The sequence below is a fragment of the Vibrio sp. GJ43-1 genome (assembly GCF_055808835.1).
Genome location: NZ_CM147884.1, coordinates 1,830,108 through 1,851,261 on the forward strand (window position 1 = coordinate 1,830,108; position 21,154 = coordinate 1,851,261).

Below are 21,154 nucleotides of genomic sequence, written 5' to 3' on the forward strand. Positions count from 1 at the left end.
GAAAGGAGGTCATTCGTTGCACGATCAGCGTTGCCACTTGGATGAATCGTGCAACGCTATTTGGGGTTTAAATGATGTAAAGAGCATCGGGTTGGCTAGCGGGGGCTCTTTCTCGTGGCTCAGTACATCATCAGCCTGGCAATTAAGCGTTAAGCGCTTGCTCTAAATCTGCAATGATGTCATCGATGTGCTCAATACCCACAGAAAGACGAATCATTTCAGGTGACACTCCGGCTTGCTTTTGCTCTTGTTCCGTTAGTTGTCTATGCGTGGTGGAGGCCGGATGGCAAGCCAGAGACTTAGCGTCGCCGATATTAACCAGTCGTTTGAAAATATTGAGGGCGTCATAGAAGCGTACGCTTAAGCATCATACCCTTCCTTTAGTCCAAACGAGAGGATTGCTGACGGTTTTCCTTTCATGTATTTCTCTGCCAATGCATGATGTGGCGAGTCAGATAGCCCTGCATATTTAACCCAAGCGACGCTGTCGTGGCCTGCTAGGTATTGGGCAACAGCCAATGCATTTTCGGTGTGCCTTTCCATTCTTAGAGATAAAGTTTCCAACCCCTGCATCAACATAAATGCATTCATTGGTGAAAGCGCTGCACCCGTGTTACGAAGTGGTACGGTGCGAGCTCGCCCAATGAATGCGGCTTCGCCAAAGGCGTCTGAATAAACAACATTATGATAAGAGGCCTCGGGTTGGCTAAATACAGGGAAGCGCTCTTTATGCTCGGTCCAAGGGAATTTGCCAGAGTCGATAATCATACCCCCAAGCGTTGTACCATGCCCGCCTACATACTTGGTGAGAGAGTGAACGACAATGTCGGCGCCAAATTCAATGGGTTTACATAGTGCTGGAGTGGCGACGGTATTATCCACAACGACGGGTACACCTTGTGCGTGTGCTAATTCGGCAACCCGTGCCAAATCAATAATATTTCCCGCCGGGTTACCGATACTTTCGCAAAAAACGGCTTTTGTTTTGTCATCGATGAGCTCCGCTAAACTTTCGGGTTTGTCATCTTTAGCAAAGCGTACTTCAATGCCTTGGCTCGGCAGCATATGCGCAAATAAGGTGTACGTGCCACCATAAAGCTGTGGCGTGGCCACGATGTTGTCGCCAATCTGCGCTAGAGTCAATATAGCGTAATTGATGGCCGCGCTGCCAGCACTCACGGCCAACCCCGCAATGCCGCCTTCCAGTGCCGCCATGCGCTTTTCTAGAACATCGTTGGTGGGGTTCATTATACGGGTGTAGATGTTGCCCGGAACCTCTAGGTTAAAAAGATCGGCACCATGTTGAGCGTTATCAAATTCGTAAGCGACAGTTTGATAGATGGGCGTCGCGACAGATTTGGTTGTAGGGTCAGTCTCGTAACCAAAATGAATAGAGAGGGTTTCGTCTTTCATTGTGCTTCCTTGTATCGTAGGTAATCCTGAAAAAGTATGAATGCGACGTATTCATCGTCATAAACAGCGCTAAGCGTATCTGCGTGGTAATAGTCGTGATGGAATCTTGTCCAGTGCTTATTATTAAATCGGCTCGGTGAATGAGTCAATCGCAACGCATAGTAAATGTGCGTGAGCGTAGAAAGCAGGTCGTGGTGCTTAGTCAAACACTCTGCTACTCTGCAGGTTGATGGCAATAGTTAGTTAGATGTAGATAGTATGAAATCATTAACCATATTGGATGGTGGCATGGGGCGTGAGCTTCAAGACATTGGCGCACCATTTTCGCAACCGTTGTGGAGTGCACAAGCGCTGATTGAATCACCAGAGCATGTCCGTCAGGCACATCAAAATTTTATCGATGCGGGTGCCGAAATTATTATTGCTAATAGCTATGCGTGTGTGCCGTTTCATCTTGGAGTAGAGCGTTATGAGCAAGAGGGGGCGCAGCTCGCACAAAAAGCGGCTCAAATTGCGGCGTCGGTAGTGCACGCTTCTCACGGCCTATTAGGATCCGCTGGCCGTATAAATTCAGGCAGTCCCGTACAATCGGATTGTCCCGTAACATCAGATAGTCCCTTAACATCAGATAGTAAGCAAGAAGGTGAACGACATACCGTGCGAGTGGCTGGTGCGATCCCGCCCCCTTAGGTAGCTATCGACCGGATTTATTTCAAGCTGACCAAGCGGCGCCCGTTATTGAAACGCTTTATCAAGCACAAGATCCTTACGTAGACCTCTGGATTGTTGAAACTATCTCAAGTTTTGCTGAATTTGAAGTGACGCACCGTATTCTAAAGGCGTCCAGTAAGCCGATCTATTATGCCTTTAGCGTAAGCGATTCTGCTACACAGTAATGCGACGCTGCGTTCAGGAGAGTCGCTGAACCAGGCGATAGAACGAGCGTGTAGCTTGGGTGTTGATGGGGTGATGTTCAATTGTTCCGTTCCAGAAGCTATGGCGCAGGCGATTAAAGAGACGAGGAAGTGATTGAGCAATGCGGCTATGACATAATTATCGGTGTTTACGCCAATAACTTTATGCCAATTAATACCGATCATGAAGCCAATGGTACATTGCAAGCGATGCGTTCATTGTCGCCAGACGAATATTTATGTTATGCCAAGCAATGGCATCAACTCGGCGCGTCTATAATCGGTGGGTGTTGTGGGATAGGCCCTGCTCATATTCGTTCGCTGTCTACATGGAAACGAGAGCAACACTTGTGATGTGAGCGATGCCGACTCCACATGCAAAAAGGAGCAAAGACACACTGTGTCATTGCTCCTTGTTCAGTTCAAATGTTCGATTTTACGTTTACTTATCAGTCGTCGCTTAGCGACTAACTGATTGCGAGCATTTTCTTTTGGTGCGCAAGGTACTCGTTGTAGGTGCCTTGGAACTGTACTAATTGCTTGTCTTTAACATCGATGATTGATGTTGCAAGAGAAGAGACAAACTCACGGTCATGACTGACAAAAATCAATGTACCTTCGTATTTCTTCAGGGCATTGTTTAATGCTTCAATGGCTTCCATATCCATGTGGTTGGTCGGCTCATCCATGACTAATACGTTGATGTCTTGCATCATTAACTTACCAAACAATAGGCGGTTCTTTTCACCACCTGAACAGTTCTTAGCCTTTTTATTAGCATCATCTGCAGTAAACAATAAACGACCCAAAATGCCACGGACCATTAAGTCATCGTGTTTAACGGTGCGCCATTGAGAGATCCAATCAAAAATACTCAGGTCATTGTCGAAATCAGCAGTGCTGTCTTGTGGGCAATAACCGATTGATGCGTTCTCAGACCACTTTACTACGCCATGGTTTTGTTCTAATTCGTTCACAAGGCAACGTAATAGCGTCGTTTTGCCTACACCATTTTCGCCGATAACGGCTAAACGAGTGCCAGCTTCTAAGAGTAAGTTGCCTTTTTCAAACAGTACTTCACCGTCAAAACCATGCCCAAGATCTTGAAGCTCTAATGCTTGGCGGTGCAACTTTTTACCTTCGCCGAAATCAATCGATGGGCTAATGCGGCTTGTTGATTTAACTTCATCAAGCTTGATTTTATCCATCTTTTTAGCGCGAGAGCTGGCTTGTTTTGCTTTAGAGGCATTGGCACCAAAACGGTTAACGAAATCTTGTAGCTCACTAATTTCAGCTGCTTTTTTCGCATTACTTGCCAGTAATTGATCGCGAATCAATCCTGATGCTTCAAGGAAGTATTCGTAGTTACCTGGGTAGATACGAAGCTCACCATAGTCGATATCTGCCATGTGTGTGCATACAGAGTTTAGGAAGTGACGGTCGTGCGAAATGATGATCATTGTACACTTACGTTGGTTAAGCTCTTCTGCTAGCCAATTAATGGTGTGAATGTCCAAGTTGTTGGTCGGTTCGTCGAGCAACAAGATATCTGGGTTCGCGAATAGCGCTTGGGCAAGGAGAACACGTAGCTTCCAACCAGGTGCGACTTGCTGCATCAAACCAAAATGCAACTCTTCTTCAATACCAGCTTGGATTAAGATATCGCCAGCACGGCTTTCTGCGGTGTAGCCGTCCATCTCTGCGAATTCACTTTCGAGCTCGGCGACTTTCATGCCGTCTTCTTCACTCATTTCTGGTAATGAGTAAATGCGATCGCGCTCTTGCTTGATTTCCCATAGCTTACGGTCACCCATTATCACAACATCAATCACGTTGTATTGCTCAAATGCAAACTGATCTTGACTCAAAACACCCAGTTTTAATCCTGGTGTCATTGATACGTTGCCAGAGCTTGGGGTCAAGGCACCACTAAGAATCTTCATGAACGTTGACTTGCCACATCCATTGGCACCGATCAAGCCGTAACGGTTACCGTTACCGAACTTAGCTGAAATGTTTTCAAATAACGGCTCAGCGCCGAATTGCATGGTGATGTTAGCGGTAGATATCAAAGAAGTATTCCTAGGTATGAGAGTGACGATTGGCGTAAATCACAGCGCAAATCGACAGAAATGAAAGTACAGATTGTTACGCGGCGGATTATACAGACTTATTCGACAAATAATAGACATGAGAGGTAAGTCACAGAACAGTTTGTCTTTTCCATATTCTATGAAAATGGATGACACCACGATATTGCCAGCAATACAGATGGGATTGGACGATAGTAAAAAGAAGCGATAACTCAATGGATGGAGTAGAGTGATAGTAATGAAACACCGAAATAGATGAATAAGAGTAACGGATATGGTGAAAAATATGGGTTTAAAGTGGTTATTAGTCGGTACAGCTTTAGCCATCTCAGGCTGCGCAAGTTACAGCATCACCGAACAAGATATGACGAATTATCTGCATGATAACGTTAACTTCGAGCAGTCGGTAGGCATTGAGAATGTGATGTATGCACAGGTGTCAGTTGACGATCTACAAGTAAAAATAGGTCGTACCGATGCCGAGAGAGTTTCTGTGTTTGCCAATACCAACGCGGAAGTACAGATGCTTAATGCAGATAAGATTGGTCTCGATCTAGCGTTAGAGTTTAGTGCGATACCGACTTATCAGGCAGAAAGCGGCGAAATATTCTTAAAATCTTTGCGTCTGGAACAGTTTGATGAGAGCAAGCAAAGGCTGACACCTGAAATTAAAGCGTTGATTAAACCTGCGGTGTCTATGATTGGCTACGCGTTATCGGAGTATCCGGTGTATAAACTCGACAGCTCTAAAGTACAGGAGGCGCTACTTAAATCCGCAGAGCCAAAGTTAGTTGTCAAAGATAATAAGCTGGTGATCGAGTTGTTTAATTAGATAGAGTCTAACTGACTAAAAAGACAACAACTGATAACGTACTATCGAAACAATAGATGTGAGGTGAAGCATACCTCGAAAATATAGCGTAGGTTTTCTAAATCAAAAGCTTACATACATTAATTATCTTTGGTATGTTTACCTTATATTTTTACCGTTGCTAGGAGAGCAGTCGTGGTGGTAAATACTGACGGCTATCAAGCATTGATAGAACATTTAGCCATGAATTTGGATGTGTTTACTTCGAAAGCAGGAGACACAGGGGCGGAAACCATTGAAGATGTGGCGACTGACATGGTGGCGTCGAATATCATGGTTTTGTTTGAACAAAATCCAGAACTTCATTCCAGTGTACGATTTAAATTACTGAAAGAAGTTGATTTGGTGATTCAAGATCTTGAAGAGGTGTTGGCTGGTGTTTGGAATAGAAACGCAACGAATGAGCAAGTCTCATTTCTTGAAGAGTATATCGCATTAGTTAAAAATCTATTTGATACCGCAGTCGCAAAGTACGATTAGCGATTAAACGTAGGTTTATCCCGATTTAAGAATAAAAAAGAGGCGCTTAGCCTCTTTTTTTGTACCAAAACATTGAGTCGAATCATTAATTGACGGAACGAAAGTGCCAGAATTTAGCTGCCCAGTAAGGGTTGTCTAATCGCGATAAAATGACCCCTTTGGATGTGGAGGCGTGCATGAACGTATTCCCACCTAAATAAATACCCACATGCCTTGTTTTATAACCCGTCTTGAAGAAAACCAAATCGCCGCTTTGCGCATTGTTATAATTCACTTTATTGCCGATGTTAACTTGTTGAGCGGTGGTTCTTGGCAGTTTGACGGAATAGGCATCGTTATAAACCGCTTGCACAAAAGCAGAGCAGTCCACACCGCTGAAATTCGTGCCGCCAAGACGATAAGGGACACCCTGCCATTTTTTATATTCGTTTAAAAATGGGGCATTATCCGCTGTGTTGTAGGGTTGCTGAGTATGAGCGGCACGGTCAGGTGAAGACGAACACGCTGCCAAAACGGTCACCATACTGAAAACTATCAATAACTTACGAATCTTCATGTGTCATCTTCATTCAATAAAAGTGTAATAAATCTGTCATTGAGAATAACTACTATTCCTAGTAATTCTATACTAATTCAACTAGTTGTCTAATGTTCATCCAAGATGAAAAGACACTCGTTGTGTGACCTAATGTAACGGACTTAGCATGACATCCTCGACAGCAAGGAAAGGTTCTACCTCACTGATTCGCTCACTCAGCATTATATTCTTTCTTATAGTAATGCTCTTTGTCGGACTAAGTTGGTTGAGTGCGAATGGCCTTACCCAGGTTAACCGCCAATTTGACTCACTTTCCAACCGCGCGTTACCGTTAGCAATGAACAACGCAGGCTTAACACAAGATGTGTTGGAGCAAGTTAAGTTACTCAGTTACGGGACACAAACTAGTTCGGGTGCGGAGCTGGCTGCAATACAAGATCGTATTACGGAACTTGTTGATGCGAGCACAATCAAGTCTGAACAGCTGTTTGAAATCGCCGACCTATACAACCAAGCGGTGACAATTGAGCAACAGGAATTACTGAGTAGCAAGATTGTTGAGCTTCAGTCACTGACGCAGTCAATACTTGAATTGCAGGCTCGTATCGTCGCAATGAAAGCACAGATCGACCAAGAGGTAGGAGGTTTTCGCTATGGTCTGAGTTCCATCGGACCTGAAATGAACCGTATTAGTCTCATTTTATCTGACGATAATCCAGCCGCTGCAGATGCCGCGAGTCGTTTTATTGCCAGTGCAAGTTCGATGGAAAGTACGTTCTTAGTCCTTATGATGCAAGACAGGCTCTCGGAAGCAAAGAAGCAATACCGTGAAATGCGAAACCGTATTGCAGGTATTGATTTAGCCTTTGACGATTTTGCCCAGTGGCACCCAGAAGTCAAAGAATTTGCCAGTTTGACTGCGCCGTTTGGCATGGTTCAAGAGGGGTTTCAGTCCGATGGTGTCTTACGCCAGATTTTAGCCCGACTCGAGCTGGTGGAGCAGCAGCAAACACAGCTATCACGAGCGACCGTCCTGGCAAATGAAACCACTCAACTGTTGTCGGAAGTATCCAATACCGCATCATCACTGATTGATGCCAGTAAAGCGGTGGTGAGCAGTACGATTCAATTCAACATCTATAGCCTTTTTGTCGCCACCGCTATTTTGATTGTTGTCATTGTTTTGATCTTTTTCATGCTGCGTCGTTGGGTTAACCGTTCTCTTAAAAACATTGCCAATCAGCTGAAGTTATTGACTGAGCATGATCTTACCAACACGGTATCACTGACGGGGCCGAGCGAGATTCAAAATATTGCGCTCAAACTCAATAACGTCACAGGGTCAACTCACGATTCGATTGAAATGGTGACAAGAAATTGTGAAACCTTGTATCAAACTGCAGAAATTAGTCATGGTGCGGCAGAAGAAACGCGCAATAGTATGCGTGAGCAAAACACATCGTTAGATGGCATGGTGACAACCGTGACGCAACTAGAAGCGTCAATCAATGAAATTTCTTCTGTTACCAATGCTTCGTTAAGCGACTCGCAGCAGGCCGAGAGCTTTGCAACGTTGGGGCTGGAAGCCGTGGAATCAAATCGAGAGCGTTTACACTCATTGGAAACCACGTTAACCAGTAATGCAGAGTCAATGGATGAGCTCGATACGAAAGTGAAGCAAATTCAAGAAATGGTGGATCTTATTAGTGGCATTGCAGATAACACGAATTTATTGGCGTTAAACGCGGCGATTGAAGCGGCGCGCGCTGGGGATATGGGGCGTGGATTTGCGGTTGTAGCGGATGAAGTGAGAAAGCTAGCCAGTGATACATCCAGCCAAACGACAAACATCCGGCAAATGATGACAGAGCTGAAAGAAGCCGCCCAAGAATCGCGCCAGTCTGTCATTGAGTCGCGTGATGAAATGAATCAGGCGCTGGTATCAAGTGAGCGTGTTAAAACCTCGTTTGAGGACATTGAAAATGCCATTGCTCAGATCCGCCAACGTGTTGAACAAGTCTCTGTTGCCACAGAAGAGCAAGAGCGGGCCACGGCGGAAGTAGGGCGCTCTATTACTCACGTGAGTGCGCAAGCTGAAAACGCTAACTTGCAGTTAGAGTCGATGGTTGAGAGTGCAGAGCAAGTCGCCGATATTGCTGGGCATCAGCAGGCGATGCTACATAAATACCAACTGGCTCAGAATACGCATTAAGTGATAAAGACAGAGTATTTATCAGCCAAGGTTTCTACGAGTCGGACTCTCTAAAAGGCTGGGTGAGCATCTTGTCTAGCCTTTGTTCCTTTGGGTCGGAAAATTGCGGAATCCCGATGATGATATCTTGATGGCCTTTTTCGGGCTGCGCTCGATAGGTACCAAAAAGCTGATCCCAAATAGACAGGAAGAAACCAAAGTTGGAATGCGTTTCCTTGGCGATAACCGAGTGGTGTACACGGTGAAAATCGGGCGTCACTATCCATTTACGAAGGGGTCGGTCAACGGATAACGGCAGAAAGCCATTACTGTGATTAAACATTGCGCTGGCATTGAGAATGATTTCAAACAGCAACACGGCGAGTGGAGGGACACCCAGTAACAGGATCAGTGCGATTTTGATGATCATCGACAATATAATTTCGATGGGATGAAACCGAGCGCCAGTCGTGACGTCAATATCACGATCCGAGTGATGCATACGATGTAAGCGCCATAAAATAGGCACACGGTGAAAAATGAGATGCTGGAAATAGATTGCACCATCGAGCAGCACGACACAGAGTGGGATAAGCATCCACTGGGCAAATTCAGAATGGCTGATGGTGTCAAATTGGTTGAATAAACCGATGTTGTTTTGCTGAGCCAGATAAGCCGCGTCAATGGCTAGTAAGGGCATGATCGCCGCTAACAGAATAGAATTGAACCCAACCAAGCCAAGGTTATTGGTCCAACGAAGTTGACGGGTTCGAGTCCGGTCTTTTCTTGGTGATTGGTATTCCCAAACCGCACAAGCAACAAGCACTGTGATAAAAATGAGTAGACGGATCGCGTCGCTATTTTCCATCAATTTACGGTTTCCTTTGTCTAAATGGGATAAGCAGGGTTAGAATTCCGGCATCTGTCCTAAGATTACCATGAAAATGAGATTTCACGCTTTCCACCGTCTTTATAATGATCGATTGGCTATTGCCACCAAACCGTTTAATGCGCGCGGCGCGAAGGTTAAACGTTGTCCTCAGTGTCAAATTGCGCAGCAGTATTGTATTTGCCAATACCAACCAGATGTTGAGTCCAACATTGCAGTGTTACTGCTAGTCTCTGACGCGGAGATATTAAAACCCAGTAATACCGGGCGTCTAATTCTAGATACAGTAAAAGAAGGGTATGCCTATGCTTGGAGTCGTACAGAACCCGACTCCCGCTTACTTGCATTGCTTAGCGATGAAAGATATCAACCAATTGTCGTGTTTCCCGAAGATTACGTTGATGACAAGTCGCGCTTGCTGACGCTTGAGAAAAAGCATGGAGCAATCGATACAGCTAAAAAACCATTGTTTATCTTCTTAGATGGCAGCTGGCGCGAAGCCCGCCGTATTTTTCGAAAATCGCCTTATCTAGATGAGTTTCCAGTGTGCTCAATTAAGCCTGAAGCAATATCGAACTACGTAATGAGAAAATCAAGTATTGAGGAGCACTTAGCAACGGCAGAAGTGGCGAGTTTGGTCTTTGAACAGTTTGGTGAAGCAAAGGCATCTAAGGTCCTTGACCATTGGTTTGCGGCGTTTAGAGAAAGCTACATGATGAGCAAGACCCGTTATTCAATCGATCACACCAGACCAGATCTGCATAAGTATATTGCCATGATCGGAAACGAGACATCCCTCTAAAGTCCTGGAGATTGTGCTGACTTGTTGAGCAACTAGGTTAGACAAGAAGATAACTTAGCGCTGAGTCACGGTTTGAGGGGGTAGGGATATGGATAATGCCCGAAGATATTTATTTTTCACCCGAATTTTGGGTTAGCAAGGAGAGTTTTGTATGTATTACGGCTTTGATGTCGGTGGCACAAAAATTGAGTTTGGTGCATTCAACGAAAACCTAGAACGAGTGGCAACTGAACGTGTCCCAACACCAAGTGACAATTACCAAGTTTTACTTGATACGCTTGCAGGTCTAGTCGCGAAATATGACAGCGAGTTTGGTGTTGAAGGTAAAGTCGGGCTTGGTCTGCCTGGGATGGAAGATGCAGACGACGAAACGGTATTAACGGTGAATATTGCCTGTGCGAAAGGGCAGCCACTTCGACGTGATCTTGAAGCTCTGATCGGAAGAGAAGTGAAGCTTGAAAATGACGCGAACTGCTTTGCATTATCAGAAGCGTGGGATGACGAATTAAAAGACTCTCCCTCTGTTATGGGTCTTATCTTAGGGACGGGTTTTGGCGGCGGTCTTATCTATAAAGGTAAAGTGTTTTCTGGCCGTAATAACGTTGCTTGAGTGAGCTTGGTCACATGCGTCTTCCTATTGATGCGTGGTTCCATCTGGGTGAAAACGCCCCTTTATTGGAATGTGGCTGTGGAAACAAAGGCTGCCTAGACAACTACCTTTCTGGTCGTGGTTTTGAGCTTCTATACGCGCATTATTATGGTGAGCAGAAGAAAGCGATTGATATCATTAAAGCGCGTGAAACGGGTGATGCCTCAGCAACCGAATTTGTTGATATGTTCATGGAGCTACTCGCGATCTGTTTAGCAAATATCTTCACAGGTAATGATCCGCACGTAGTGACGCTAGGCGGTGGCTTATCGAACTATGATCTCATTTACGAAGAGATGCCTAAGCGTATTCCTAAGCATCTGATGTCGGTGGCGAAGTGCCCTAAGATCGTTAAAGCGAAACATGGCGATTCTGGTGGTGTTCGTGGCGCAGCGTTCTTGAATATTAAGTAAGGACTAGATTCACGTACTCTAGAGTATGTGGACAGATTGACTTAAGCCAATGGTTTACGCCGTTGGCTTTTTTATTGATTGAGTCATTGTTTAAGTCCATAGATTGCGCTGTAGGCGGAGAGACGTCTAGCGGAACGCCTCGTAGCGACGTTGCTTGTCGATGACTTTTTTGACGTAATGTCTGGTTTCACTTATGGGAAATTCCGAAGTAAGGTAGTTAAAAATGGCCGCCTCACTCATTTGATTAACGGTATGAGTGAACGTTTCTACTGAGTTATTCCGTTTAAAATATTTGTGTAAGTTGGTAGGTCCGCAGTTATATGCGGCAATGGAGAGCCACTCTCTAGAGCGAGGTGACGCAATACCGTTGAGATAATGGCTTTGAAGCACTCTTAAATAAGCGGTCCCTATATTAATATTGATGTCTGGACGGTAAAGATCCTCACTGGTAAATGCGGTATTGCCAAAGTAACGTTGAGAAATTTCGGCAACCGCTCCGGTTCTCATTATTTGCATTAAACCGAAAGCAGGTGCGTGAGAACGAGCTCGTGGCTCAAAGTAGCTTTCAACATGTATGACTGCGAGTATCAGGCTAACGTCAATTCCCCACTTGCGTGAAGCTTTTTGTATGATGGGTAGATAAGTCGTGATTTTGGAATGTTGTCTATTGGTTTTGATTGGTTCTAAAATAGTGGGCGATGAAGACACGCTACCTCGTAGCTCCGTGACAACATGATGTGAGTCGTACTTGGTATTTCTGTTACTCTGTATCTGTGTTGAATCGGTTTTTAACGTGAGTTGTTTAGTTGAGTTTTCTTTAATGCCTGGTAGCATTTTTTCGTAATGAACACGGCGATCATTACCTAGTACATTGCCGCTACAAATAAGGAATAAACAACAGAGTACGCTTACTACACTATGTTGACAGCGTGTATTGAATTCAATGCCCAATGCCTTCCTCCTCACTTACTCTCCAATACTGTAATAGTAGCTTGTATACGAGTAGTGATCTGTCTTGGTTTTGATAAGCGGTTATTGGGGCTAACTGATTATATGAATAAAACGACTTTGGTTTGTAGTCATTGCTACTGTGTTTGACGACCTTTACGAAGTTTGTTGTGGATCCATTGATGCTGCCGAGTAAAGTCGGAATGCGTGGGCCAAAATAACGACGCGTAGATCTGTTTACCAAATAGATTCATCTCATCGGAAAACGTCATTAGCTCAAAACGCCTACTGTGATTGTCGATAAGATGATGAGGTAAAAATGCGATGCCTTTTTTGGCTAAGCAAAGATCAAGAATGGTACTCGTATCATCGAGAATCCAAATGTTATGCTTTGCAATGCTAGAAAAATCAACAAAGCTTTCGCTACCATCGATTAGCAATAACCTCATGGAGGATAAGTCGTAATCTGTCGATACGTCTTTGTGAATGACCCAACTGCAATTAACCATAAACAGTTCATCGATATTAAAGGACAATTCCGTTTTATGATAAGGGTTACCAATGGCGATGTCGACTTTATGACAATTGACATATTGGCCAAGTATGTGGCTTGGTTTAGTGAAAACAGTCAGCTCCGTGTCAGGAAAGATTTCGGAGAATTCTATTAGCACTTGTTTTACTTCTTCATTAAATATCAAAGGGTCAATGCCAATATTGATTTTCTTTGTATCGCTATTGTGAAGTGACTCTGCAATTTGTAATAATTCAAAATACTTGGAAATGATTGGTGCCGAGAGGTGGTAAATTTTCTTACCTTTATCTGTCAGTGTTAAGGTACTTTTACTGCGATCGATTAACGCGTAATCCAATTCATTTTCTAAATTCTTAATTGCGCCTGAAACGGTTGATTGTGATTTACCGAGTTTTCTCGCCCCGTTGCTAAATGAACCAAAACTAACAACAGCGTGAAACGATATTAAATTGTCAAATGGCAATTTCATGTTTCGTATACCCGTCTTGTTAATGACATACACACAAAGCGTAACAGTCTTATCTTAGATTAGAACGTTATTATGTAAAAATGTGATCCACATCACGCATTAGGGATTGGTTTGTAGATATTAATCTCCAATGGAAAATTAGTTTTTTTATCGTATACCATTGATTATATTAACTTAATTATTTTATCTAAATCATAAGGCTTAATTATAAATGTGCCTTTCCTGATGGTGATATCGGTCTAACCGATAGTGTCCACTTTTGAGACAGTGATCTGCCACCTACAGTTATCAATGCTAAGTGCAAACAGTTGATAGAGGGAATATTACCATGATGACTGAATTATACGTAAGAGCGACAAATTTTCTAAATGGGTTAAAGCAAGATACCCGTGGGGTAACGGCTATTGAGTATGGCTTAATTGCGGTTGCAATGGCTGTGTTGTTAGCAGTGGTTTTAGGTAGTACAGGGTTTGTAGGATCGCTAGAGACCGCTTTTGGTACCGTGAGCAGTAATATTGATACGGCGAACGGCAGTTAGACATTATTAGTGATAGTCAGTTGGATTACTTAATATTTGTAGTCATGCACATCACTTGCGCTGCAATTTGCGCAAGTGATGTGGCGTTAAGAACCATTAGTAACTCACTGACTTTATTAATATCTGCTTGCTCTGTCTATTTGTTAATGTTATCTGAATATACGGTGTGGCTTCATTTAGCTAATACTGCAACGGTTATAATCATTATGTTGTTAGTCTATATAAGAGGATATGCTGGAGGGGGAGATATAAAGTTGATGATTGCTTTTTCTCTGGCGATTCCAATTGGTTTACTTGGAGATGCATTTTTTAATGTTGCGATTTGTGGTGGTGTACTATCTACCATTTATTTGATGAAGTATAGATTGCTAAAAATGGTACCCAATAATGAAGAAGAACCGGGACTACCTTATGGTGTCGCTATAAGCTTTGGCTTTTTAATTACCATTTACAAATTTTATATTAATAGGTGACAATATGAGATCACGAATAATTTTTTTCGTAGCTCTCATAGCTATATTGGTTGGTGGCTATGGAATCTATGATAGCGTATTAAAAAATAAAGACAAATCATCGGTTGTTGTTAATGAAATCGCCCCTCAGCCTAAAAAAGACTCAGTTGAATACATAACAGTATGGCGAACCCTCAATAATATAGACCGTGGTGAGTCGATAGCTAATGACGCTTTAAAGCGCGAGCAAATGCTGTTAACCGACGCTCTGGATGAAGGTTTACGTTCTGATGTTGAACTTGACTTTAGTCCATCGACTTTGTTTAACAGAGACCTACCCCAAGGTGCGCTCATCCTTCCGGAGTACATTACCCGTGAAAACGATCCCGGCTATATTGACCTTCTTGTGACTGAAGGGATGACATTGTATCCGCTTGTTGTCAGTAATAAAAATTTGATTAGTGACTTTATCCGTCCTGGTGAGCGTATTGATATTCTCACCGTAAGCTCACCAAGCTCTAACCTGTCTGGTGCCATTGAAAAACCGATTCGATTTAAAGGCGTAACCGCCACATTATTCTTACAAAATATCAAAGTATTGAATATGGGGGAGAGGACAGCGAGCAAAAATTAAAGCCAGTGGCAGGCAAGAGCGAAGATGGCTTTACCACTATTATAATTGAAATCCCGCCGACTGAAGTGGCAAGACTAGCGCTAGCTCAACGGACAATGCACCTCGAAGTCTATCGCAGTCGTGAATATGAAGAACCGAGTATACGCAGACGTTCGAAATGTAATGAGTAATTACATAGGCATTGAAGAAATGCGTGGTTCAAAAAATAAGAACGGACGTGAGGGTGAATTGTAATGGACGACAATTATCAAGTGCATTGGATGCACACACTGGCAGTAATGTTGTTATTGCTCTGTACTGTTAACGTTTATGCGGGTCAGCAATATATTACCGTTAACGACGCGAAGCATATCGAATTGGATGAGCGTATTACTAAGGTGTTTATCAGTGATCCTGATGTGGTTGATTACAACGTGATTAACGAAACGACCATTGTTGTGTTTGCCAAGGCAGTAGGACAGGCTCGTTTAATGGTTTACGGTGAATCTGAGAAGCTTCTTATGTCAGATAGAATCATAGCCGATATTGACTTAAGCCAAGTACGTCGTCAGATAAAGCTCCATTTCTCGGATGTTGATGTCAAAATTGAATCTGTCGGCAATCAAGTTGCCGTTAGTGGCATTGTTCACTCAGAACAGCAACGAGATGATATTTACAGAATGGTAGCGACTTTATTGGGCCGAGAAAAAACGGATCGTTGGGAGGAGACTCAAAAGCTCGAATTTAGAAAAGACTATGTCACATTAGAAGAACCGCAAAGCATGATTTTTGCGCGAAATATGACATGGGATGGCATTCTCGAACAGCTAGAAGTCGCAACGGTTCAACAAGTCAATGTAAAAATATCTGTCGCTCAGGTAACCGAGCGTTTCGCTGAAACCGTAGGGGTCGACTGGTCTTCCTTAGGGGCTAACGTTGGGCAGTTCTTATTTCAACAATTTGAGGCAGCCGATCTCACCACGCTCATTACTGCGTTAGGTAATGAAAATGTTGCCCAGGTTCTAGCTGAGCCTAATCTCACGGTTATATCGGGCGAGTCTGCCAGCTTTCTAGTGGGTGGAGAAATCCCCGTCATTGTCTCTACTAATAATAATGTCAACATTACGTTTAAAGAATTCGGCATTAAATTGGATTTGACCGCAAAAGTTCTGTCAGAAGAAAAAATTCGCATGCAATTATTTCCTGAAGTGAGCGAAGTCGAACGATATGTTCGTGCCGCGGGCATTGAAGTGCCACAACTTGCCACACGAAGAGCGATGACGACCATTGAGCTGGGAGACGGCGATAGTTTTGTTCTTGGAGGGCTAATGAGTAGTACCGATTTGGAAGAGATTCAAAAAACACCGCTACTCGGTGATATTCCAGTGCTTGGGGCGGCTTTTAGAAAGTCGTCAACAGATAGACGAAGAACTGAATTGCTTATTGTTGCCACGGTTAACCTGGTTAAACCAATGAAGAAAAGGGACATTCAACTCCCATACATCAGTAAAACCAATACATTACGACGTTGGTTGAATATCTCTGAACCTGAAGCGACAAATAGTGGAGATAACCCAACCATAGAACTGCTATCTAAAGGAGGGTTTATCCAATGAAGCTATGGCAAGGAATGCTAATCATACTAGCGCTTAGCGGTTGTAGTGAACGTTATTACAACGGCAAAGGTGCAGAGCTACTCGTATATCCAGAACAGCATGTCTATGAATTTACAGCAAAGACCCAGCTAGAAGCAACGAATAAGTTATCGAAGATTTTTGATTCAGTCGATGAAATTGATTCGGGGGCGGCTTATAGCATTGAGTACAAAAATGCGAAGTCTAAGAAACTACTCGACGCTTCATTAGCCGATAAGAAGCTATTACCTTATCAAGCAGAAGTGTTCACGATGACACGTAATGCAAGTTTGGCCAGTGACCTTAAAGTCACGATTACATTTCACGCTCTGCTCACGAAGCCATGTCAACCGTCAAGAATTGAATCTACTGAAATAAGCCGAAATTGTTTCTCCGAAGCAGCGCGTAGTCAACAAGTTGCACACAAAGAACGTTTAGTGGAGGGAATCTAATGTTCGATCTTACTAAGAAGCTTCCTGAAGTTGAAGCGTCAAAGCCAGTGCAACCAGCAAGTTCAGGACCTACTGGTTGCGCACTCATCTATCAGACGCAAGAGTGTCGCTCTTTGGTTGAAGAGTTGTTTGAATTTGAAGGTTGGGACGCACCGAATAGTATTGATAACCGCAACGTAGATAGCCAATTTTATGCGAAGCAAGATAGCAATTTAATCATTGTGGAATTAAACGAGTCTCAAAGTGTTGTTGAAGACGCACAAGCCATTGCTGCGACATTACCCACGCATAAAGGGGTTGTCATTATTGGTCAAGAAGATGCTATTTCGACATTACGCTCGCTTAAAGGTATGGGTTTTTACTACGTATTTTGGCCGATCAATAAATACGAATTTGCTGAATTCGTCATGCATGTAAATAATGACTTAAAGTCCTATTCAGGTGTGAGTAAAGAGCGTCGTGCCAAACGGGTCGCTGTGGTGGGCAGTAAAGGAGGTATTGGCACCTCCTATATTGCTACCGAGCTGAGTAGCAAGATGGCAGATGACGGTGTGGATACCATCTTAGTGGATCACCAATATCATGACAGCAATATAGATGTTCTTTTGGGGTTAACAAATCATGCCCCACGGGCGCTAGATGAGTTCTCTGTGCCGCTTCATGAGCTCGATCTTGAAGGGGCAATGAATTACCTACATCCGGTTTCTAGAGATTTACGATTGCTTTCTCTTCAAGGGGACGCTTTGGAGGCTGATCTGCTGGCCTACAACCAAGCACTGTGTGAGCTGTTGAGCAGGAATACGAATTTTATCGTAGAGGACTTTTCTGGCAGTGTTGATTTTCAGGTCGATTGTAAGATGCTCATCGACCATTACGACGTTGTTGCCATTGTTGTGGAGCCTTCTGTTGCCGCAGTTAGGAAGGCGAAAGCGTTGATTTCTAGTTTAGATGCTTTTCGAGAATCCACGCATAAACGTACACGCATTATTACCGTTGTTAACCACCATCGCCCTGACAAGAGTTTTGTTATAGAGCGTGATGAGATAGAAAAATATTTAGGCTCCAGTGTGGACCTCGACTTTGACTATTGCAAAAATTTACCCCATCTTCATGTCGATGGAAAGCGCGCCTATAAGCATGATAGACATGTTAGCCAAGCGATCAATAAGTTGGTTCACTTGGTCAATGGACGATCGGCTAATAAGTCCAAAGGACTGCTACAAAGGTTAGGTATACGATGAGCACGAATAAAGAAATATATGTTGCTTTTCGATCTCAAATCTTTGAGGCGTTAGATCCTGAAGCTATTCAGGCGCTCTCTCAAAAGGAAATTGAGACACAGATTCGTAGTGCAGTTGATGTATTGGCAAACAGTTTTGAACGCCCCATCACGGCGATGATGAAAAGCGGATTAGTCAAAAGTATGATGGATGAACTTTTTGGTCTTGGGCCGATTCAGCCGCTTGTTGAAGACCAAACAATCACCGATATTATGATTAACGGCCCGTCTGACGTGTTCTACGAAAGAGACGGAAAAATTCAGCGGTCTGAAATTTCATTTGTTAACGAAGAACAAGTTCTAGCGATTGCAAAACAAATTGCCGCAAGGGTAGGACGACGAGTTGATGAATTATCTCCAACCGTTGACGCTCGTCTTGAAGATGGTAGTCGGGTTAATATTGTCATTCCACCGATAGCTTTAGATGGCACATCTATTTCTATTCGTAAGTTTAGAGATCAAAACATTGGCGTCGAAGACCTCGTCGATTTTGGTTCTATGAATATCGACATGGCGCGTGTGCTATCGATAGCTTCTCGGTGTCGAATGAATGTACTGATATCGGGAGGAACTGGCTCGGGTAAGACGACGTTATTGAATGCACTGTCTCAGTATATTGAGGAAGATGAGCGAATCGTAACGATAGAAGATGCAGCTGAATTGCGTCTACAACAGCCGAACCTTGTGCGGTTAGAAACTCGAGCTGCGAGCATCGAACACACAGGAGTAGTCAGTCAGCGAGATCTTGTGATTAATGCCCTTCGAATGCGTCCCGACAGAATCATTCTTGGGGAGTGTCGGGGGCCAGAAGCTTTTGAAATGCTTCAGGCAATGAATACAGGTCATGATGGCTCTATGTCCACCCTGCATGCGAATACCCCACGAGATGCGATTAGTCGTGTCGAGTCGATGATTATGATGGCGAATCTGAATCAACCCCTGGACGCCATTCGTCGATCAATAGTAAGCGCCGTCCAAATTATCGTACAAATCTCGCGTTTAAGAGACGGTACGCGAAAAATCACCAGTATTTCTGAAATCGTCGGACTTGAGGGTGAAAGTGTCGTAATGGAAGAGTTGTATCGCTTTGAATACCAAGAGTCTGGATACGGAGAATCCGTGAAAGGGAAGTTTGTCACGCAAGGGATTATGCAGCGTTCAGAATTAGTGAAGAAGGCACAGTTTTTCGGCCTATACGAAGAATTAATGAGTTCATTCCAAGGAGCGAGTTTATGATGATTTGGTTTTCTCTTGTCCTGTTTGGTGTCGTCGCGTTAATGTTGATCACGGGGAAGAAACACAAAATCAGTCACTATTTCCCTGAAACAGAGGTGGGAGAGGAATCTGCTTCTGCAATTAATGTAGGCTCATTGGTGCCCAAAAAGGGTATAAAAAGAGCCCAAGAGTCATATCGATTTTCAGCCCAAAGTCTCGGACCAAGAGCGAATCTCCTTGTCATAACGTATTTAGTTATTTGTGGTTTTATTGCTTGGTATATTGGTTTTCAATTTTTAAAGAATAACGCTCTAATTGTTTCAATATCGGTAATGATAGGTTTAGTATTTATTGGTTATCAATGGCTTCAAGGACGTCGGTACAGACAATTCCAACAAAGCTTTCCGGACGCACTCAATATATTGATGAGTGCAATAACTGCGGGTGAAAGCCTGATGCAAGCGATAGGGTTCGTTGGCCAAAACTTGGACAATGAAATAGGGCGAGAATTCAAGAATATGGGTGATCGCTTAAAGCTTGGTGAAACGCCTGAAAAAGTACTGTTACGAGCCGCTAAACGCTTTCCTTATCCTGAGTTTATTTTCTTTACTATTACCCTTCGAGCCAATATTAGTCGCGGTGGTCAACTACGAGGTGTTCTAGCGCGTTTAATTCGAGTTTTGGTGGACTCAAGAACGATGGAAACTAAGAAAATGGCCATGACGTCTGAGGCCCGCATTTCGGCAAAAGTCGTAGCAGCCATACCGTTAATCTTTGCGATTATCCTATATCAAGTGAATCCAGATAATATTGATTTCATTTTGCATGACCCTGACGGCGTGTACGTATTTTATTATGTGGTGGGAAGTGAACTACTGGGTTTGTTCTTTGTGTGGCTGCTCGTTAAGGCGGTGAAGCTATGATATTGCCGCTCAGTATATTTTTTGTGATTGTTGCTATTGCCTTTATCATAAATGAAGGGTATCGCTCCCGTGCTCGAAGTAAGCGCTTATCTACATTAATGATAAAAAATCAGCCATTAATGCCGATTAAAACGAACCGGATTATTATCGGGTTTGCAAAAGAACAGAGAAAAGATCTAGAGCAAAAATTACTGGATGCGGGATACTATAATAAAAATCTCGCTAAATACTACCTTCCGAGTAAGGTGGTTGTCGCGATATTAGCTAGCGTGTTTGTTTTCTTTATTGATATTCCTCTACTGCACCAGTTGGCTGTGCTTATGATTGTGGTTGTCTCAATAATCATTGTCCCAGATATTTTGTTGGAAGCACGTCGACGTTATATGGTAAGGAAAATATCACGAAGCCTTCCATACTTGTTAGATATGATGTCCGTCTGTGTGCAAACCGGTATGACTATTGAAGCGGCATTAGATTATTTACATGCAGAACTCAAGGCGTTTGATAGAGATTTAAGTTATCAAATAAAGAAAACGTCTGACTCAAGTAAGATACATGGGATTGAAAAAGCGTTAAATGACTTAAATTATCGGTTACCGAGCACCTGAAGTACAGAGCTTTGTGTTAACTATTGTGCAGAATTTGCATTATGGTACCTCGGTTGCAAATATATTGAGCGACTTGGCTGAAGATATGCGTCGTATTCAGTTGCTTAGGGTCGAAGAGAAGGTTGGTAAATTGGCGGCTAAAATGAGCGTGCCATTGATTCTACTGATTATGTTTCCCATCGTCATTTTGATTCTTGCACCAGGTGTGATGCAAGTGGACTTAAATTTAGGACAGTAA

The 21,154-nt window shown here is 43.3% G+C and carries 17 protein-coding genes and 4 pseudogenes; 15 read left to right on the forward strand and 6 right to left on the reverse strand.

Features of this window, described 5'->3' with window-relative positions; all coding sequences use genetic code 11:
* Positions 1–142 precede the first annotated feature (142 nt).
* Positions 143–1,413, reverse strand: a pseudogene (locus tag AC0L66_RS08890) (O-acetylhomoserine aminocarboxypropyltransferase/cysteine synthase family protein).
* 258 nt (positions 1,414–1,671) lie between these two features.
* Between AC0L66_RS08890 and AC0L66_RS08895 the strand changes: the two are divergent.
* Positions 1,672–2,681: pseudogene (locus tag AC0L66_RS08895) on the forward strand (homocysteine S-methyltransferase family protein).
* A gap of 113 nt (positions 2,682–2,794) precedes the next feature.
* Here AC0L66_RS08895 and AC0L66_RS08900 read toward each other — a convergent pair.
* Positions 2,795–4,399: an ABC-F family ATPase gene (locus AC0L66_RS08900; RefSeq protein ID WP_265672953.1), complete on the reverse strand. Its 1,605-nt coding sequence runs from the start codon at positions 4,397–4,399 to the stop codon at positions 2,795–2,797.
* A 307-nt stretch (positions 4,400–4,706) separates the two neighbouring features.
* Here AC0L66_RS08900 and AC0L66_RS08905 point away from each other — a divergent pair, with 307 nt between their 5' ends.
* Both AC0L66_RS08905 and AC0L66_RS08910 read left to right on the forward strand, forming a co-directional pair.
* Positions 4,707–5,252: a YceB family lipoprotein gene (locus AC0L66_RS08905; RefSeq protein WP_473566984.1), complete on the forward strand. Its 546-nt coding sequence runs from the start codon at positions 4,707–4,709 to the stop codon at positions 5,250–5,252.
* A 174-nt stretch (positions 5,253–5,426) separates the two neighbouring features.
* The gene (locus tag AC0L66_RS08910; RefSeq protein ID WP_265672950.1) at positions 5,427–5,771 is read left to right on the forward strand and encodes a DUF3802 family protein; all 345 of its coding nucleotides are present in this window, start codon (positions 5,427–5,429) and stop codon (positions 5,769–5,771) included.
* Between the two features lie 85 nt (positions 5,772–5,856).
* Here AC0L66_RS08910 and AC0L66_RS08915 read toward each other — a convergent pair whose 3' ends face one another.
* A complete protein-coding gene (locus AC0L66_RS08915) occupies positions 5,857–6,327 on the reverse strand; it encodes an NlpC/P60 family protein (protein WP_265672949.1) in 471 nt (156 codons plus the stop codon).
* A gap of 148 nt (positions 6,328–6,475) precedes the next feature.
* Here AC0L66_RS08915 and AC0L66_RS08920 point away from each other — a divergent pair, with 148 nt between their 5' ends.
* Positions 6,476–8,521 carry a methyl-accepting chemotaxis protein gene (locus AC0L66_RS08920; protein ID WP_473566986.1) on the forward strand — a complete coding sequence of 682 codons (2,046 nt, stop codon included), beginning with the start codon at positions 6,476–6,478 and terminating at the stop codon, positions 8,519–8,521.
* Between the two features lie 34 nt (positions 8,522–8,555).
* Here AC0L66_RS08920 and AC0L66_RS08925 read toward each other — a convergent pair whose 3' ends face one another.
* A complete protein-coding gene (locus AC0L66_RS08925; RefSeq protein ID WP_473566987.1) occupies positions 8,556–9,368 on the reverse strand; it encodes a sterol desaturase family protein in 813 nt (270 codons plus the stop codon).
* 70 nt (positions 9,369–9,438) lie between these two features.
* On the opposite strand from AC0L66_RS08925, the gene AC0L66_RS08930 reads away from it, so the two are divergent.
* Positions 9,439–10,191, forward strand: coding sequence for a tRNA-uridine aminocarboxypropyltransferase (locus AC0L66_RS08930; RefSeq protein WP_265672946.1), 753 nt, complete (start codon positions 9,439–9,441; stop codon positions 10,189–10,191).
* A 151-nt stretch (positions 10,192–10,342) separates the two neighbouring features.
* Positions 10,343–11,253, forward strand: a pseudogene (nagK, locus tag AC0L66_RS08935) (N-acetylglucosamine kinase).
* A 126-nt stretch (positions 11,254–11,379) separates the two neighbouring features.
* On the opposite strand, the gene AC0L66_RS08940 reads toward nagK, so the two are convergent.
* On the reverse strand, positions 11,380–12,204 hold the full coding sequence (locus AC0L66_RS08940; RefSeq protein ID WP_473566988.1) for a transglycosylase SLT domain-containing protein: 825 nt from the start codon (positions 12,202–12,204) through the stop codon (positions 11,380–11,382).
* A 134-nt stretch (positions 12,205–12,338) separates the two neighbouring features.
* Complete coding sequence (locus AC0L66_RS08945) at positions 12,339–13,202, reverse strand: LysR family transcriptional regulator (protein WP_473566990.1); 864 nt, start codon at positions 13,200–13,202, stop codon at positions 12,339–12,341.
* Positions 13,203–13,530: 328 nt separating this feature from the next.
* On the opposite strand from AC0L66_RS08945, the gene AC0L66_RS08950 reads away from it, so the two are divergent.
* The 9 genes and pseudogenes from AC0L66_RS08950 (at position 13,531) to AC0L66_RS08990 (ending at position 21,154) form a co-directional block, all read left to right on the forward strand.
* On the forward strand, positions 13,531–13,740 hold the full coding sequence (locus AC0L66_RS08950; RefSeq protein ID WP_265672942.1) for a Flp family type IVb pilin: 210 nt from the start codon (positions 13,531–13,533) through the stop codon (positions 13,738–13,740).
* Positions 13,741–13,760: 20 nt separating this feature from the next.
* Complete coding sequence (locus AC0L66_RS08955) at positions 13,761–14,213, forward strand: A24 family peptidase (protein ID WP_473566991.1); 453 nt, start codon at positions 13,761–13,763, stop codon at positions 14,211–14,213.
* Between the two features lie 4 nt (positions 14,214–14,217).
* Positions 14,218–14,826 carry a CpaB family protein gene (locus AC0L66_RS08960; protein WP_473566992.1) on the forward strand — a complete coding sequence of 203 codons (609 nt, stop codon included), beginning with the start codon at positions 14,218–14,220 and terminating at the stop codon, positions 14,824–14,826.
* 233 nt (positions 14,827–15,059) lie between these two features.
* Positions 15,060–16,421 (forward strand): type II and III secretion system protein family protein, encoded by a 1,362-nt coding sequence (locus AC0L66_RS08965; RefSeq protein ID WP_265672939.1) that lies wholly within the window; start codon positions 15,060–15,062, stop codon positions 16,419–16,421.
* The gene (locus AC0L66_RS08970) at positions 16,418–16,891 is read left to right on the forward strand and encodes a hypothetical protein (RefSeq protein WP_265672938.1); all 474 of its coding nucleotides are present in this window, start codon (positions 16,418–16,420) and stop codon (positions 16,889–16,891) included. The genes AC0L66_RS08965 and AC0L66_RS08970 overlap by 4 nt, the downstream gene beginning before the upstream one ends.
* A complete protein-coding gene (locus tag AC0L66_RS08975) occupies positions 16,891–18,132 on the forward strand; it encodes a CpaE/TadZ family protein (protein ID WP_473566994.1) in 1,242 nt (413 codons plus the stop codon). The genes AC0L66_RS08970 and AC0L66_RS08975 overlap by 1 nt, the downstream gene beginning before the upstream one ends.
* Positions 18,129–19,406: a CpaF family protein gene (locus AC0L66_RS08980; RefSeq protein ID WP_265672936.1), complete on the forward strand. Its 1,278-nt coding sequence runs from the start codon at positions 18,129–18,131 to the stop codon at positions 19,404–19,406. The genes AC0L66_RS08975 and AC0L66_RS08980 overlap by 4 nt, the downstream gene beginning before the upstream one ends.
* Positions 19,406–20,308, forward strand: a complete 903-nt coding sequence (locus AC0L66_RS08985; RefSeq protein WP_265673241.1) for a type II secretion system F family protein — start codon at positions 19,406–19,408, stop codon at positions 20,306–20,308. Before AC0L66_RS08980 ends, AC0L66_RS08985 begins: the two co-directional genes overlap by 1 nt.
* Positions 20,305–21,154: pseudogene (locus AC0L66_RS08990) on the forward strand (type II secretion system F family protein). The gene AC0L66_RS08985 and the pseudogene AC0L66_RS08990 overlap by 4 nt, the downstream one beginning before the upstream one ends.